This window comes from Candidatus Uabimicrobium helgolandensis (assembly GCF_041508025.1).
GTDB lineage: Bacteria > Planctomycetota > Uabimicrobiia > Uabimicrobiales > Uabimicrobiaceae > Uabimicrobium > Uabimicrobium helgolandensis.
The window spans coordinates 7,358,117-7,374,067 of record NZ_CP165719.1; the positions used below are offsets into that span (position 1 = coordinate 7,358,117).

Sequence of the window (15,951 nt, forward strand, 5' to 3'; positions counted from 1 at the left end):
ACAACATCCCCTACAAAATGCTATCATTTTTCACCATTTATTGCAAGAATTTTATCCATGTATTGCAGCTCATTCACATTCATTGTAGCTTCATACGCTAACATCTTTACTTTTCAATTATTCAACCACACGATATACTTCCTACAGACCTGTCGTTATTTAAAATAATGCTTGCTGCACAAAACAGAAACGCAATTCTTCCCTAGAGCATGTCGAGATTTACCTTCCAAATAATTTCCTTCATTACTTTGAAAAATAACTCACATTATATAAAAACCTAAATGTCAACACATTTGAGATATGAAAAAGTATTTCACAAAATTTTTTTTTTGTGTATAATTTTACATAGGGTTTGGTTCTACAGCCAAATAATTATAAATTTACTCCGGTTTACGGAGAATCCGATGGAGGTCAATAGATGTTTCGTAATACATGTATTGTACTAATAACTCTTCTTGCTGTTTGTGTTTCAACAACCGCAGAAGAAACCAAGTACTCATTGGTTGAAATTAAAATAGATAAAAACAATGCCAATAGTATACATCAATTAGGTCTAGCGACTGATTGTTGTGGACGCACAGAAACTCGTGATGGCGAAGTAACTTTTCAAGTTCCAGTAAGCCAAGAAGAATTAAAAATGCTAAAGCAACAACGCTCTTCTTTCAAAGTAATTATTGATGACATGAGCAAGCATTATCAAAACAAATTCAAATCACTAACTCGTAAAGATATTGCAGATTCTCAGCCACGAAACACTAAGTGGAAACTTGGTTCTATGGCTGGTGCATATACACCACAAGAGTATTTGAATACACTTGATTACATTTTTAATGAATTCAAAAGCACTGGTCTTATTGCTGAAAAAAAATCTATTGGTAAAACTCATGAAGGCCGCGATATCTTCATGATTAAGATTTCCGATAATGTAAACCAAGAAGAAAACGAACCAGCAGTACTATACACAGGAGCACACCATGCTCGTGAATCTGCTAGTCCTATGACTGTAACTCGTTTCATGTTTTACTTACTTGAAAACTATGAAACAAGTGCACGTGTCAAAAACATTGTAAACAACCGCGAGCTATACTTTATTCCTATCATAAACTTTGATAGTTATGTAGCTAACCACCGCAGTTACCCAAATGGTGGTGGTATGGTTCGTAAAAATCAAAACGGTGTTGACTTAAATCGTAACTATGGCCCAATGAAATACTGGAACTATCCAAATAGTGGTTCAAGTACATCTCCTTGGAGTCAAACATACAGAGGTCCATCTCCGTTCTCTGAAGCAGAAACTAAAGTAGTTCGTGACTTTGTTCTTGATCACACAAACATTAGAACTTGCCTAAACTATCACTCATACAGTGATTTACTAATTTATCCTTTAGGTATCAAAGACCAAATTGCACATAACTATTACCGTGGTATGGCATCAAGAATGACTCAACAAAATGGCTACCGTATAGGTACAGCAGAGTACTTACTATACGCTGTTCGCGGAGTTTCAGATGACTGGTTTGACGAGGTAGGCGTTTTTGCAATGACACCTGAAGTTGGTGGTAGTTCAGACGGATTTTGGCCTGGCCCTAGCCGTATGGTAGAACTAACGGAAGAAAACATTGAAGCAAACCTACAAATTGCAGAAGAATCAGGTAAAGTACCTTCTCTAAGAGAAGAGTAAGCTTTATTATTCACATAACTAATCTACTGTAATTGAAAAGCATTGGTCTTAACGACCAATGCTTTTTTGTTGATTGGCAACAAATATAATTCATACAACAGGGCGCGTCGACACGTCCTATTAAAAAATCAGTTTACCCCAAAGGCGCGTCGACACGCCCTACATAAATTTACAAAAGGATTAATAGTGCTTCGCGTCCTATCAATTATCAAAAATACATTGTCTGAAGCGATAAGACAACCAATCTATCTAATCATTTTACTTTGCGGTATTTTTGCCGTACTTGCATCTCCCTACTATACCTTATTTGCACTACTCGAAAATGATAAATTAATAAAAGATATGGGAATGGCAACTTTATTAGTAATAGGTGTCCTCGTTTCGGCATTTACAGCATCCAGTGTTGTACATCGAGAAATAGAAAATAATACGCTAATTACAGTAATTTCTAAACCGATTTCGCGGCCCGAATTCTTAGTAGGTAAATTCATTGGCGTTTTATTGTGCGTTGTTATCATGGAATATTTACTAGGCTCGATGCTCCTTCATGTTGTACGTACAAAAATTACAGAAGCAGCATATTCACAAACAGATTACCCTGTACTTATAGGTTATTCGTCGGCAATTTTATTCTCTTTCTTCCTCTCAGCTTACGGAAATTTTTTTTATAACAAACCTTTTACTTCATCGGTTGTCAATAACTTGTTGGTTTCATTCACAGGTATATTCTTTCTACTGTGTTTTGTCAATAACAGGTGGGAAACACAACCTCTCACAACAAATTTAGACCTACAATTAATCATTGCAATTCTACTCGTAATAATGGCAACAGCTCTTATTTGTGCAACGGCTGTTACAGCTTCCACTAGATTATCAACTGGATCAACTTTCGCCGTGTGCATGGCTTTTTTCTTACTCGGATTGTTTTCCGATTATGTATTCGGCCAATATACCACAACATCCAAAATTAGTAGCATTATGTATAACATCATTCCCAATTTACAAATGTATTGGGTGATTGATATAATTTTAGATGAAAAAGATGTTCCTTTAAGTTATGTTTATCAAGTATTTGGCTATACACTGCTATTTTTAATGGCAATTCTTAGTCTAGCTATGGCATTATTCCAAAACCGTGAAACGAATTAGGCTAACACCCTTCTTCCATTACGATCAATTCAAACAGGAAAAAGTATATGAACGAAATTAATGCTATTGCGCACAAAGTTATTCAAGAAGCAATGCGCCTCAAAACCCCACTGCTTTCATTTATAGCGGTAGTAGCTTTGTTAATTTATTTTCCATTTTCCCTACGCGGAGATGGAACAGTATTAGGACACACTAAACTATTGCTTCTTTATAGTTCCATGTTACTTTTTGCTCTACTTGCAATACAAACAATGTATCTTTCAACGCTTTCTTTTTCGCAAGAAATTAAGCACAAACAATTCTTCCTTATCGATGTAAAACCAATTGCCCGCTGGAAATTTTTTGTAGGCAAACTTTGGGGGCTCGCTATACTCAATCTTTGTTTACTTGTCATTTTGGGACTAATAACCGTTACCACTATTCATTTTTTTGGTTACGGAAAAATAAATCCTAAACAAAAAAAGAAATTTCAAAATCAATTCTATACAGCCTCAGCAGCAGCCAAATTCTATTTTCCAGAAGAAGAGTTCGAAAAAGACGTAGAAAGCCGTTATAAACGTATGGCTGAAGAAGCAAAAATAGACCCTAATATGGCTAAAGACGAAGCAAAACAAAGAGTTCGCAACAAACTGCGACAAGCACTACAATACATTCCCGTTGGCCAAGGTAAGGTATTTATATTTAAGGATTTCCCAAAAGATTTGCGCAAAAAAGAAAATGCCGAAATACGCATTCGTTATAAAATATATAGCCCCAATGCTACATATGGATTTAGAATACGTACCAAGTGGATTGTAGGAGCATATGCGAAATATTCTGTTACTGGAGAAACAGAAGTGGGAGAGTTTGATGAAATATCTATCCCTGCTAATGCTATAGATGCAAATGGTAACTTAGAGGTTTTATACATAAATCAGCATAATGCAGCAGGAAGCCTTTTTTTTCCAATAGAGGATGGTATTGAAGTTCTTTATCCCCAAGGTTCTTTCATAGCTAACTACGCTAAGTTTCTATTTCTTATATTTATAGTCTTAAATCTTTTGTCTGCCATCTCATTATTTTTCGCCACTTTTCTATCTTTTCCCGTCGCAATTTTAACATCTTTATTTATTTTTAAATTAGGTATACTACTTGATTTTTTAAGAGAAATGGCCATTACCGGTGCAGATATATTAGTACAAGAAAGGCAGAGTTTCTTAAGTTTTTTATACGAACAATACTTTGTCGGACTAAATATGATTGTTCCAAATTTTTCGCAGTATCTTGCTTTTGAACATATAACAACAGGAAGATATATTGATTGGCTAACACTCGCACAAGCATTTATATTTTTAGTGATAATTGATTGTGGTTTATTAGTAGCTTTTGGAAGTTATATTTTTTATAGGCGGGAAGTGGCAAAACCACTTTTATAAAATAATTGTAGGACATATGTCCTACAATTATAAAATTTTCACATGATTCTAAGAAAATATTTTGGCTAAATATTCATCAATCAGAGGTTTAAGTACAGAAATAAGCGGTATAAAAACCAAACTTACTGTACACATCAATTTAATCAAAATATTCATTGATGGGCCAGAAGTATCTTTGAAAGGATCACCAACAGTATCGCCTACAACAGCTGCTTTATGCGGGCCACTGTTTTTTCCACCGAGAGCTCCACCTTCAATATACTTTTTAGCATTATCCCAAGCACCACCAGCGTTTGCCATAAAAATAGCTAATAAAACACCAGACAATAACGCTCCTGCAAGCATACCACCCAAAGCCTCAAAGCCTAAAAATGAGCCTACTAGTAAAGGAAACGATACAGCGAGAAGCCCAGGAAGTACCATTTCGCGAAGGGCACCGTTTGTTGCAATCTTAACACAACTAGCGTAATCAGCCTCTGCTTTACCTTCAAATAAACCATCGATCTCTTTGAACTGTCTGCGTACTTCGTTTACCATTGTATTTGCAGAACGACCAACAGCTTTCATTGTCATCGCACCAAAAAGATAAGTAACAGCTCCACCTAAAAGCAAACCGATCATTACAGTTGGGTTTAAAATGTCCAAAGTAAAACTTCCTGCACCACCAGAGCCTGTAATTTCAACTTCTTTAGCATATGTAGAGAAAAGTGCTAAAGCTGTCAAAGCAGCAGAACCAATAGCAAATCCTTTACCGATAGCCGCAGTTGTGTTACCAGCCGCATCTAGCTTATCCGTACGTTCACGTACACTAGGTTCGCATTCACTCATTTCAGCAATTCCACCTGCGTTGTCTGCAACAGGTCCGTATGCATCAACACCTAGAGAAATACCAAGAGTTGCTAGCATACCAACTGCACTAATTGCAATTCCGTAAAGACCAGCAAAGTGAAAAGCAAGAAAAGTAGCAATAGCGACGCAAAATATTGGAAGTGCTGTTGATTGTAATCCAACAGATAGACCAGCGATAATGTTTGTTGCTGCTCCAGTTTTAGACTGCTCAGCGATCCATTTTGCATGGCTTTTTTGCTCTGAAGTATAATGCTCAGTTAAAAGTCCGATGATAACACCCAACATAGAACCAGAAACAATTGCAATAAATACACCCCACGGATGCTTACCTGCAACCGAAACTCCAGTATGATGTATCAAAAATGCAGACGCACCAACAAGAAGGAGACTTGCAATTAAAAGACCTTTCGACAAAGCCCAATTTAGCTTTGCTTCGTTGTCTGTACGTACAAAAAATGTACCAATAATAGAACAAATAATACCTACTGCAGCAATTTCAAGAGGCAACATTGCTGCCTGAACACCCATATCACCAGAAAATGTCGCAGCTGCAAGTGCTATAGTTGCAACAATTGAGCCAACATAACTCTCGTAAAGATCTGCTCCCATACCAGCAACATCACCAACGTTGTCACCAACATTGTCTGCAATTACCGCAGGGTTACGTGGATCATCTTCAGGAATCCCTTGTTCCACTTTACCAACTAAATCAGCTCCAACATCGGCAGCTTTGGTAAAAATTCCACCACCAACTCTCGCAAATAAAGCAATTGCTGATGCTCCAAAAGAAAACCCAAAAACAGGTTTTGCATCTTGGAATACGTAGTATAGTGTTGAGACACCTAGAAGACCCAAGCCAACAACAACTAATCCCATTACAGTACCTGAAGAAAAAGAAACGCGCAAAGCAGAAGATAAACTTTCTTTTGCCGCTTCAGTAGTTCTTACAGCACTACGAGTCGCAATCCACATACCAATCCAACCGGCAAGTGCGGATGTTGAAGCACCAATAATAAAGGATAAGGCTGTTCCACCTGTACCAAGATTTCTGTCAAACATTAAATTTTGTTTATCGATAAAAACAAATATTGCCGCTGAGACTAAAATAGAGAATACAAATAAAATTGTGTACTCTGTTTTCAAAAATGCCTTTGCGCCTTCTTGAATGGCGCCAGCTATTTTTTGCATTTTCTCTGTACCTTGAGATTGCTTTAAAATATTCGAAGTTAAAAATATAGCAAACAATAAGGCTGCGACAGGAGAAGCAAAAACTAAAATATCCATATACTCAAAACTTTCCTGTACTAAAAGTATTAAAAAAACATATCGTATAGGGTCTACCCTATAAATTATTGCAAAATATAATTACGTGTAATAACTAGTACTCTGTAAAGTTAGCTTTGATTTTGTTTAGCATACATTTCGTTTTTTGAACTAGATGTGATGAGAGTGCATAGTTGTAATTCTGTAATAAAAGAACAATAACTTTCAAAACTAAAGGTCGTGCTAAAGAATCCACAATCAACTTTATGGAGTACTAGGCTTTGTAATAACTCTCTATTTTAGGTTTTCAAATGCAATAGACCCTAAATAGAAATACCTACAATGAAACTATGTGTCTCAATCCAGACACTTGTTATGATGTTGAATTATCCTAATTACTACTTTATAATCAAGAAAATTTTAAATTTTCCTATGGCATCTGCCGTAAAAATTTTTTCACATCCTCTGATTCAAATACTTCTTGAAGACGTTTCTGATAAAGCAATATAAGAATTTTTCGCGGAGAGTGAGTACGAGCTTTCAAAACTTTGATGTTATTAGTATTTTTTTTCCAAATTTTTCTCATATTTTTCAATTTGCTCAAGATCAAGATGAGTTCTTTTCCTTTTTTACTATCGCGAAACTCACTTATCGTTTTATTATTATAAATAACAGGTGTTAAAATATCTAAGGCTTTTCTTTGCAAAAAGTAATCTCCAGGATACAAACCTCCAATAACACCATAAAATTTCCAGCGACTTTCCATATCGATTATTGAATGATGAAGATTTAGAAAATCGGCACCTTCAGCAAGTTGGTATTGCTTTTCCATAGAAATAAACTTGTCAAGAACCATAGACTTCTTAACTTGTTCAGGAAAATTAGTAACGAGAAAACCACTAAAGTGAATAATAGCTAAATAAAGGTAACAAAGAAACACTCCTTTGGCAATACCTGTAGCTACCCCCAAGCGAAAAGAAATCTCGCGTAACCATTTTTGGTTATGGCATTTGCGAATCATAACTATTAAAACTTTTTTGCTTAAGTATAAAAATGCTATTGCCAGTATTACAAACCAAGAAATGTAAGCATAATGTAATTTCGAAAAGAAAAAACCAAAACCAATGGTGTGAGTCAACCACACAGCCAAAAGCCAAGCTACAACCAAAGAAAGTAAACCAACGAAAAGTCCTAATATTTCACGTACAGCTCCTTGCAGATAACCGGCAACCGTGGCAAAAACAAGTAAAATACCTACAGGAGCATCAAACCACGACAGAAAACCCATTGCCGCAGCCCAACAACATAAAAATGCAAATATATTTATTGCTAAATAAATAGCAGTAGTGTCTTTTTTGGCCATTTATTTTCCTTCACTTAAAATCTTTGCTTTTTAACAAATGATGATAACTTTGAGCAAATCTATGAGCCTCATCACGCACATGGCATAGTAAGTGATGTGCCAATGAACTTTTAGGTAATGGTAATGGTTGTTTTGCTCCAGGTAGAAAAATTTCTTCGTTCTTTTTTGCTAGAGAAATAACCATAGGAAGAGAAACTTCTAATTTCTGCATTTTGTGAATAATCGCAGAAAGTTGTCCCTTGCCACCATCAACGAGAAAAACATCAGGCAAATCGCGTTTTTGATCTTGCCCAGTAAACCGCCGCATAAAAACTTCCTGTAACATACGATAATCATCACAATGCGCATCTACTTTAATACGGTAGCGTCTATAACCTTCTTTAAAGGGAAATCCACCAACAAAAGTAACCAAACTTCCTACAGCTTCTTTGCCACCATGATGTGCTATATCAATTCCTTCTATCACATTTGGCAAATCATCTAACTCTAAAACATCTCGTAGCATTTTTAGAGCTGAGACAGGATTTACATCAAAATGTTCTCCAGGTAAATAATCTCCACCTTGAGTTCCTTTTTTATCCAAGCTCTCTATTGCAATAATTTGGTCGCGTATCTTACCTGCTTTTTCAAAATCCCAGCCCGCAGATGCTTCTTGCATTTCCTTGTTTAAATTTTTTACTACACGTCGACTTTTTCCCTGAAGAAAACGAGAGAATCCTTGGATATCTTTTTTATATAACTCACTACTAATACGTCCAACACAAGGAGCAGAACAATATTTGATAGATGCAAGTAAGCAAGCGCGATAATATTTATTCTTGGGATCATTCTCCTTGATAACAAGATCGCAAGTTCGAAATTTAAATATTTTTTGCAACAATTTAAAACTGATTTTTAAACCATAACCATCAACAAAAGGTCCGTACAATTTATATTTTTTAGAGCATAGCTCATGCTCACGCCCTACAACAACCATTGGAAAATCTTCCCTTTTAGAAATTCCAATAAACGGGTACGATTTGCTATCTTTTTGTCGCGTGTTATATTTAGGTTGCAAATCTTTAATGAGTTTTGATTCTAAAATAAGCGCGTCAACTTCAGAATCTGTTTCTAAAACCTCAATATCACGTACTTTTTTAACCATCAAAGCTATTTTAGGTGCATGCTCCGTTGACTTTTGAAAGTAGCTCGATACGCGACTTTTTAAACATTTTGCTTTGCCTATATATAAAATCTTTGCCTCTTCGTTCTTCATCAAATAAACACCTGGAACTTGAGGCAAATTCTTTGCTAATTCGAGCATATCCATCGCCCTACTCAACTACAGAGCGCCAGTTGTATTTATCATCTGTAATTCCATGCTGAATATCTAACAACATTTTATAAATTTTCTTGCTAACAGTTCCTGGTTCACTGTTATTAATAACAATTTCTTTTTGTTGATGTTGAACAGAACCAATTGGTGTAATTACTGCAGCAGTTCCACTAGCAAACGCTTCATCACAATCGAGAATATCTTCCACAGAAATTTTTTGTTCAAAAACTTCCATTCCAAACTCATGTTTTGCTAAATGTAGAATAGAGCTGCGTGTAACTCCTGGCAATATACAGCCATCCAAATTAGGAGTATAAAGTCTATTTCCTTTTATACAGAAAAAATTAGCTGCCCCCACTTCTTCGATATAACGATTATCTTTAGCATCTAAGTACAAAATTTCTTGAAAACCTTCATCTTTTGCTGCTTTAGCAGGCATCATACCAACACAATAATTACCAATAGCCTTAACTCCTCCTGTTCCTCCAGGAGCCGCACGATGGTGAGAATCAGAAATCTTTAACTTTATGCATTCAAAACCAGAACGAAAATAAGGTCCGACAGGACAAGCATAAGTGACAAAAGTGTATGACGGAGCTGGCGACACACCAAGAACAGGACCAGTTCCCCACACTACAGGTCGCAAGTATAAGGCTCCTTGAGCAATAGAATCTTCTTGATAAGGAGGCACATATTCTCGATTTGCTTTTGTCACTTCATTGACCGCTTGTACAAATATATCTAACGGTAAAGGGGGTATACACAATCTTTTACATCCATTGTGAATTCTTTCTGCATTTTTTTGAGGACGAAACAAATATACATTAGAATCGCGTCCACTATAAGCTTTTAAACCTTCAAAAAGTCCCTGCCCATAATTCAAAACACCCGCAGCAGGAGAAATTTCAATATTGCCAAATGGACGTAACCCTTCTACTTTCCAGCCTTCACTCGAACAAGTAGCAACAAACATGTGTTTTGTAGGAAAAAACTTAAACCCTAGTTTTTTCCATTCAATGTTATTCATTTCATTCATCTTAATTTCCCTTTCCCCAGGAAGTTTAAAACAGATTTTGGGGGTATCATTACAAAATGATAAATCATTACTTTGTGGTTATTATCACAAAGTATATAATCTACTACAGCAAAGATAAAAAGTCTGTTATAATTAGAATGTGTTCCGAAAACAGAGCACATTCAAAAATCACTTATTGTATTATTAGAAAATTGCATTTCCTTGTGGAATAAATATCATGCTATGTTCGCAGAATTTAAAACGTTATTATATCACAAAACTCATATTTTTGTTGATGTGTTTTTGCATTTCTTGTACCAACAAACCACAAACAATAATTACTAAATTTAATATTAGTTATTTTACTCCACAAATTCCATTCCTAAAACAAACAGAAAAATTTTATTTAGACCTTAAAAACAAAAGCTTAGTTTCCGATCAAAAAATTACAAATAGCGTACTATTATCTTTACAGGAAAATTTACCACATATGAAGCTTGTTGAAGAAAAAGATGCACAAGTCAGAATAACAATCGGCATTCAACCTCAACAAGACAAAACTATCCAGAAAAAAATAACTCAACATCGTTTTCACAACGGGTTTGCAAATTTACCAATAAAAAACACTGTTACGAAAAATGTTGTCCAAAAAATTATTCCTGTGAAAATCATTATTGCTGATGAAGAGATCAACTACAATTTCTATGAACACAAAACGACAGTTTTAGCAAACAATACACATCAACTACGTAACCTTTTTAAACAGCAAAAACAAACATCGCAAATTTTTTGGATGCAAAATGAATTAGATACAGAGGCCAAAACAATCCTTAAAAAAGGACAAATAGAAGAAGCGATTGCTATACTTAGCCGTCTCATAAGCGATAAAGAGAACTCATTCAACAAAAAAAAACAAATTTCATTGCAACAAATGCATGTTCTTGGTACTTTATATCATAATAGATCAAGTATCTTAAAAATTTTAAAACGAAACGACGCCACAACCAGAGATCAACAAAAAGCAAAAACAATTTTTTCTTTTATAGGTAATTATTATGACAGAAAGTGATCCAAAAGAAAGAAGATCGGTATCGAGAATAGATTCGATCAATTTTGTGTCGTATCAATATCAAGATGAAGACCAAAACGCTAAAGTGGAAGGTTTAGGAAGAACGCTAGATATCTCGCTAAAAGGGATTAAGCTTGAGGTACCTAACGACAAAATTCCTAAAGATGAATTATATCTATATATTGCTCTAGAAGAGGCTGTTATAGAAGTACGTGCAGCTATTGCGCATATAGCGCAACTAAAAGAAGGTTTTTCAGAAATAGGTATTCGTTTTGAAAATATGTCACGTGGCAATGAGCTTGTTTTAGAAAAGTTTTTACGTGAAACAACCTCTCAAGATTCATAATAAACGCTACATGAGTATTTTAGCCACTAATCTTGCACCATTTCCCAACCCAATATAGCTTTCTTTCTTACCTTTCCCCAACGATAATCATTAAAATGTCCTAATTTTCGGATTACACGATGACAAGGAATCAAGAAAGCTATTGGATTCTTTGCAATAGCACTTCCTACGGCGCGTACAGCTTTTTCATTTCCAATATACTTTGCAATGTCAGAGTAACAAACAACCTTTCCGCTTGGTATACGAAGAAGAGCTTCCCAAATCTTCACTTGAAAATTAGTACCACGCAATAATAAATGAATAGACCCTTCACCAGAAAATATCTTATCGATAACAAGTTTTACCTCGTCATTATTCTCAATAAGATTTGCTGCTGACCACCTGGCGTGTAGGTACTCTACAAAATTAGAACATTCAAAGTGTATTTCACACACTCCGCGGTCTGTCATTGCCAAATAGCACATCCCAAAAATAGTCAAGCATCGACCGTGAATTATATCTAGCCCTTTGCCTAAAGTCTTATACTCTCCAGGAGTCACCCCCTCATGAGTAACAAACAAATCATGAAGTCGACTTGACCCAGAAAGCCCTGTGTCATAAGCTGTATTAAGAATGCTTTCAGAGTCTTGTAAAAGTGATTTCGCATGCTCTTTTGACAAAAATTGTATAAATTTTTTAGGAGAAACCCCTGCCCAACGCTGAAATAAACGTTGAAAATGAAATTCACTTAAATGGACGTGCCTTGCAATTTCTTGTAAAGTTGGCTGCAGGCGAAAATTTTTTTCAAGAAATAATATAGCTCGCTCAACTATTTCGTAATCTCTGGCTTTTTCAGTATCATTTATTCTCATTGTTATCTCCCAATACTTATTCTTTGCTATGCACTTTACAGAAGTGTACTTTATGTTAAAGTATAAATAATAGCGACCCGATTCTTGCGGTTTTAAAAATCAACGGCAACCCCTAATCTTTAAGGATATGGTTTATGAAAAAAACATTTTTATTGCTCGCCATTTTTCTCATAAGTATCATGGCAGAAGACTTAACCCCTTCTCAAAAAAGTCAACTTAAAACAGCGACTGGTTACTTAAACAAAGCAGAAAAAGCCACCCATGTGTCCATTATGAAAAACTATCTGCGATACGCTAAAAGTACGGTAGAATCACTTACAAAAGCACATCCTAATCATAGCGATGTTCAACAACTTCAACAACGCTTCACAGCTCTCCAACAAAAAACAGTCATTGCTAGTCTTGAAAGCAAACTCAAATTTTCTTTGCAAGGTGTTAAAAGTCGTATTCGCCGTTATAAAAACCCACAACAAGTTCCTGATTGGGAAAAAAATTACCTAACATCTTCTCTTAAAACGATTCAACAGCAAGTCCAAGCCTTAGAAGGCAGTAATAGCCCTTACATCAAAGAAGGCAAAGAAACAATAAGTGCCATTCAGATTCTTCTTGGACAAAAAGACCAACCGCAACAACACACTCAACAACAAAAACAAACGCAAACATCGCAGCAACTAACAGCTATTCAAAAAAGCAATGTTAATAAAGTTGTATACTACTTAAAACGCGCTGGAAAATCAACATCAGTGTACGCGCGTCGCAATCAATTAAATCAGGTATTAAAATACCTTCAACCTCTGCAACAACAAATACCACAAAACGAAAATGTAAAAACATTAACCGAGTCTTACAATAAAATATTAGCCACAATAGAAAAACCTTCGAATGCAACAACCAACAAACAACAAAATGATTCTAAACAAAGCAATCAACTATCTCCTCAACAAAAAAGCGACCTACGGCAAGCAAATTATTATATAAATCGCGCACGCGGCTACTCAAATCCATCTTCGAGATTACGTGAGCTTAAAAAAGCCGACAGCTTTATAAAACGACTTCCCATTGGCGATTCGGGAGTCCAAAGTATGATTGTAAAATACAATGAACTAAAAAATGCAAATCAACCAACCCATAGTGACAAACAAACTCCGAACCAAGCGAATTCCCTAACAACTAATAGCACACAAGAAAAAAATGCCGCTTCGCGTCTACGTAGCATATTTAGCTTTTCGAGAAGACAGGTTACTCAAGGACAACAAATTCAAAAACAAATTCAAAGTGGGCAAAATGTATCTTCGCAACGCTTTTCACATTTAACCACACAACTTACAAAAAAAATACAAGAAGCAACTCCACATATACAAGTTCTAACCAAAAACCCAACTAACTACTCAGAACAAATAACAAAGTACAAGGAAATGGTTGAACTAGCTACTTTTCTACAAAACAAATTACAAGTAATAAAAGCCAAGGAACTTGCTAACTCCATACAAAATTCATTGTCTTGGTCAACAGGATACATGAACGAAATAGATCAAATGCTAAAGAGTACTCCAAACAAGATAACCACAAGCCGAGATCCACAAGTAACTCTTGACCTTACGATAAGACAAATAAATTTTCGTTTAAAAAAAATAAAAGAAAATCTGCAGCAAATAAAAAACACCTATGGAGATCATCCAAAAATAACAGAAACTAAAACGCGCTATACGCAAATATCCAAAAAATACATAGCCATTATTCCTCAGTTTAAAGTGGCTGTAATTTTACAAAAATCTGTTCTTTTAGAAAAAAGCGCTCAAGCTTCTACTGAATCAGCAAAACAATACACCAGTTTTACCGAAAATACATCATTTAATGACGCTATAAAAAAATATCAACAAGCAATCAATCTGCTGAAACCTTACGAAAAAGCTCCACTATTCAAAAAATTAATAGACCAACACACAGCAAGCGCACAACTAACAAAAAAACTAGCCACAGAACAATCAATGGCCGCTGCGAGCAAAGTCATTGATGACAACTACTTCAACTGGATTCTTCCTAATTTTAAATGGGCTGAACAGTATGCTTCAGGTGATTTCAAAGACTATATAAGCAAACAACAGCAAGAAATAACAGAAAAAGCGTGTCGCGCAGCTTTCGAGAGTACTAAAGACATCGACGGGAATTTTTCTTACTGGAAATCTAAAAAATGGAAACATCTCGTCGATTTAGCAAATCACAATATCAATAGTCGCAAAATAGTTATTGGCTACAGCACAAAAATGGGCAAGCAAAAACTAGACATGCTACTCAACGTGCTCAAAGCAAAAGATATGGACCCAGAAGAACAGCAAAAAATAGCGAAAAACACTTACGAAGCAATAAACAGTTTTGCTGAAATTGATCCGCAATTTGCCATTACCTTACAACAAAAAAAATCCCAAGTAGATAACCTTCTAGCTGAAAATGCAAAAGCACTAGAGCAAAAAAAACTAGAAGCAGAAAAACAAGCTCTCCTTGCTAAAGAAAAATTTGAAAATAGTTTAAGTGCTGAACAAAGTGTCATTTATAAAGAGTGGGAAAAAAAATACCCAAATGAGCAAGAACAAAAGCCTAAATACACAAGATGGTTATACACAAAGCCCAAAAACAAATACGTTGACGAACATCATATTTATTTTTTCGACGTCGCCGGAAAATTAACAAAAAAAATAAAAGAAGAACACGGTGGAGGCAACGCTCATGACTGGATCTATCATAAATTTCATAACAACACAACGTACACCTCGGTAGCAACCGTGTATAAAACAGGAAAAGTTTACGGTTATCACAAAGAATCGTGGACACAAATAGGCGAATTTAAAGAAAATGAAAAAGTTTATGGATACCATGACGATTCGTGGACACAAATAGGTGAATTTAAAGAAAACGGAAAAGTCTACGGATATAAAGGTGGTTCGTGGATGCAAGTGGCAGAGATAAAAGGCAATATAATCAAAGGATATAGTGGTAGTAGTTCGTGGGGAACGATTGCTGAATTTAAAAACGATAAAATTTTTGGTTACAACCGCCAAGGAGACTGGGGAAAGCTAAGTATAAAAATCGCCTCACGCAAATACGCAATTGGAGTAATAATATTTATCATTAACCGCGTAAATCCTCAGATGTATAAGTAAAACTGTTGCAATACAATATAAATTTATATCTTCTTTTGTGAGACGCAAAGCAAGCAAAGCGAAGCATCACACAAAGAAGATATATCGTATCCACTTCTAACGCGAAACTTGTACACCATTAAAAATGATTTAATTTAAACTAGTACTACAGTTGTAACTAAGTACAGTTCCTTATTTTTCGGTGTTCCTAGCTGTTTACAAATAACAGTATTTTTTGCTATTTGAGAAGAGCTATCGATAAAATAAGACCTACAGAGTGTCTAATTTTTATAGCTACCTATTTGTTATTTTAATTAACTGTAGTACTAAACTAACATTCTTTTAAGTGAGTTGCAAAAAGTTTTTGCGACTTGCTTAAATGTCGACACACCCCGACACGCCCTACTTAGAATACAACTTTTTTTATAAATTTTCATCTACTGCTTTGGGGAAATACTTTTGTAAGCATTTTACCACTGAAGTTCGACGATTTTTGTC

The 15,951-nt window shown here is 35.4% G+C and carries 11 protein-coding genes; 6 read left to right on the plus strand and 5 right to left on the minus strand.

What is annotated here, in order from left to right:
- Positions 1-418: 418 nt before the first annotated feature.
- From UABHE_RS27260 to UABHE_RS27270, 3 genes are all read left to right on the plus strand, one after another.
- Positions 419-1,681, plus strand: coding sequence for a M14 family metallopeptidase (locus tag UABHE_RS27260; RefSeq protein ID WP_372366471.1), 1,263 nt, complete (start codon positions 419-421; stop codon positions 1,679-1,681).
- Positions 1,682-1,867: 186 nt separating this feature from the next.
- Positions 1,868-2,830: an ABC transporter permease gene (locus UABHE_RS27265; RefSeq protein ID WP_372366473.1), complete on the plus strand. Its 963-nt coding sequence runs from the start codon at positions 1,868-1,870 to the stop codon at positions 2,828-2,830.
- 47 nt (positions 2,831-2,877) lie between these two features.
- Positions 2,878-4,245: a hypothetical protein gene (locus UABHE_RS27270; protein ID WP_372366474.1), complete on the plus strand. Its 1,368-nt coding sequence runs from the start codon at positions 2,878-2,880 to the stop codon at positions 4,243-4,245.
- 48 nt (positions 4,246-4,293) lie between these two features.
- On the opposite strand, the gene UABHE_RS27275 is transcribed toward UABHE_RS27270, so the two are convergent.
- The 4 genes from UABHE_RS27275 to UABHE_RS27290 all read right to left on the minus strand — a co-directional run bounded on the left by UABHE_RS27275 (position 4,294) and on the right by UABHE_RS27290 (position 10,071).
- Positions 4,294-6,378, minus strand: a complete 2,085-nt coding sequence (locus UABHE_RS27275) for a sodium-translocating pyrophosphatase (protein WP_372366475.1) — start codon at positions 6,376-6,378, stop codon at positions 4,294-4,296.
- A gap of 409 nt (positions 6,379-6,787) precedes the next feature.
- The gene (locus tag UABHE_RS27280) at positions 6,788-7,720 is read right to left on the minus strand and encodes a CvpA family protein (protein WP_372366476.1); all 933 of its coding nucleotides are present in this window, start codon (positions 7,718-7,720) and stop codon (positions 6,788-6,790) included.
- A 10-nt stretch (positions 7,721-7,730) separates the two neighbouring features.
- Positions 7,731-9,023, minus strand: a complete 1,293-nt coding sequence (locus UABHE_RS27285) for a GIY-YIG nuclease family protein (protein ID WP_372366477.1) — start codon at positions 9,021-9,023, stop codon at positions 7,731-7,733.
- A gap of 10 nt (positions 9,024-9,033) precedes the next feature.
- Positions 9,034-10,071 carry a branched-chain amino acid aminotransferase gene (locus UABHE_RS27290; protein WP_372366478.1) on the minus strand — a complete coding sequence of 346 codons (1,038 nt, stop codon included), beginning with the start codon at positions 10,069-10,071 and terminating at the stop codon, positions 9,034-9,036.
- 217 nt (positions 10,072-10,288) lie between these two features.
- Between UABHE_RS27290 and UABHE_RS27295 the strand changes: the two genes are divergently transcribed.
- Positions 10,289-11,119 carry a hypothetical protein gene (locus tag UABHE_RS27295; protein ID WP_372366479.1) on the plus strand — a complete coding sequence of 277 codons (831 nt, stop codon included), beginning with the start codon at positions 10,289-10,291 and terminating at the stop codon, positions 11,117-11,119.
- Positions 11,106-11,465, plus strand: a complete 360-nt coding sequence (locus tag UABHE_RS27300; protein ID WP_372366481.1) for a PilZ domain-containing protein — start codon at positions 11,106-11,108, stop codon at positions 11,463-11,465. Before UABHE_RS27295 ends, UABHE_RS27300 begins: the two co-directional genes overlap by 14 nt.
- Before the next feature lie 26 nt (positions 11,466-11,491).
- Here the strand turns inward: UABHE_RS27300 and UABHE_RS27305 are convergent, their stop codons facing one another.
- A complete protein-coding gene (locus UABHE_RS27305; RefSeq protein WP_372366482.1) occupies positions 11,492-12,316 on the minus strand; it encodes a bifunctional transcriptional activator/DNA repair enzyme AdaA in 825 nt (274 codons plus the stop codon).
- A gap of 134 nt (positions 12,317-12,450) precedes the next feature.
- Between UABHE_RS27305 and UABHE_RS27310 the strand changes: the two genes are divergently transcribed.
- A complete protein-coding gene (locus tag UABHE_RS27310) occupies positions 12,451-15,474 on the plus strand; it encodes a hypothetical protein (RefSeq protein WP_372366483.1) in 3,024 nt (1,007 codons plus the stop codon).
- Positions 15,475-15,951: the final 477 nt, after the last annotated feature.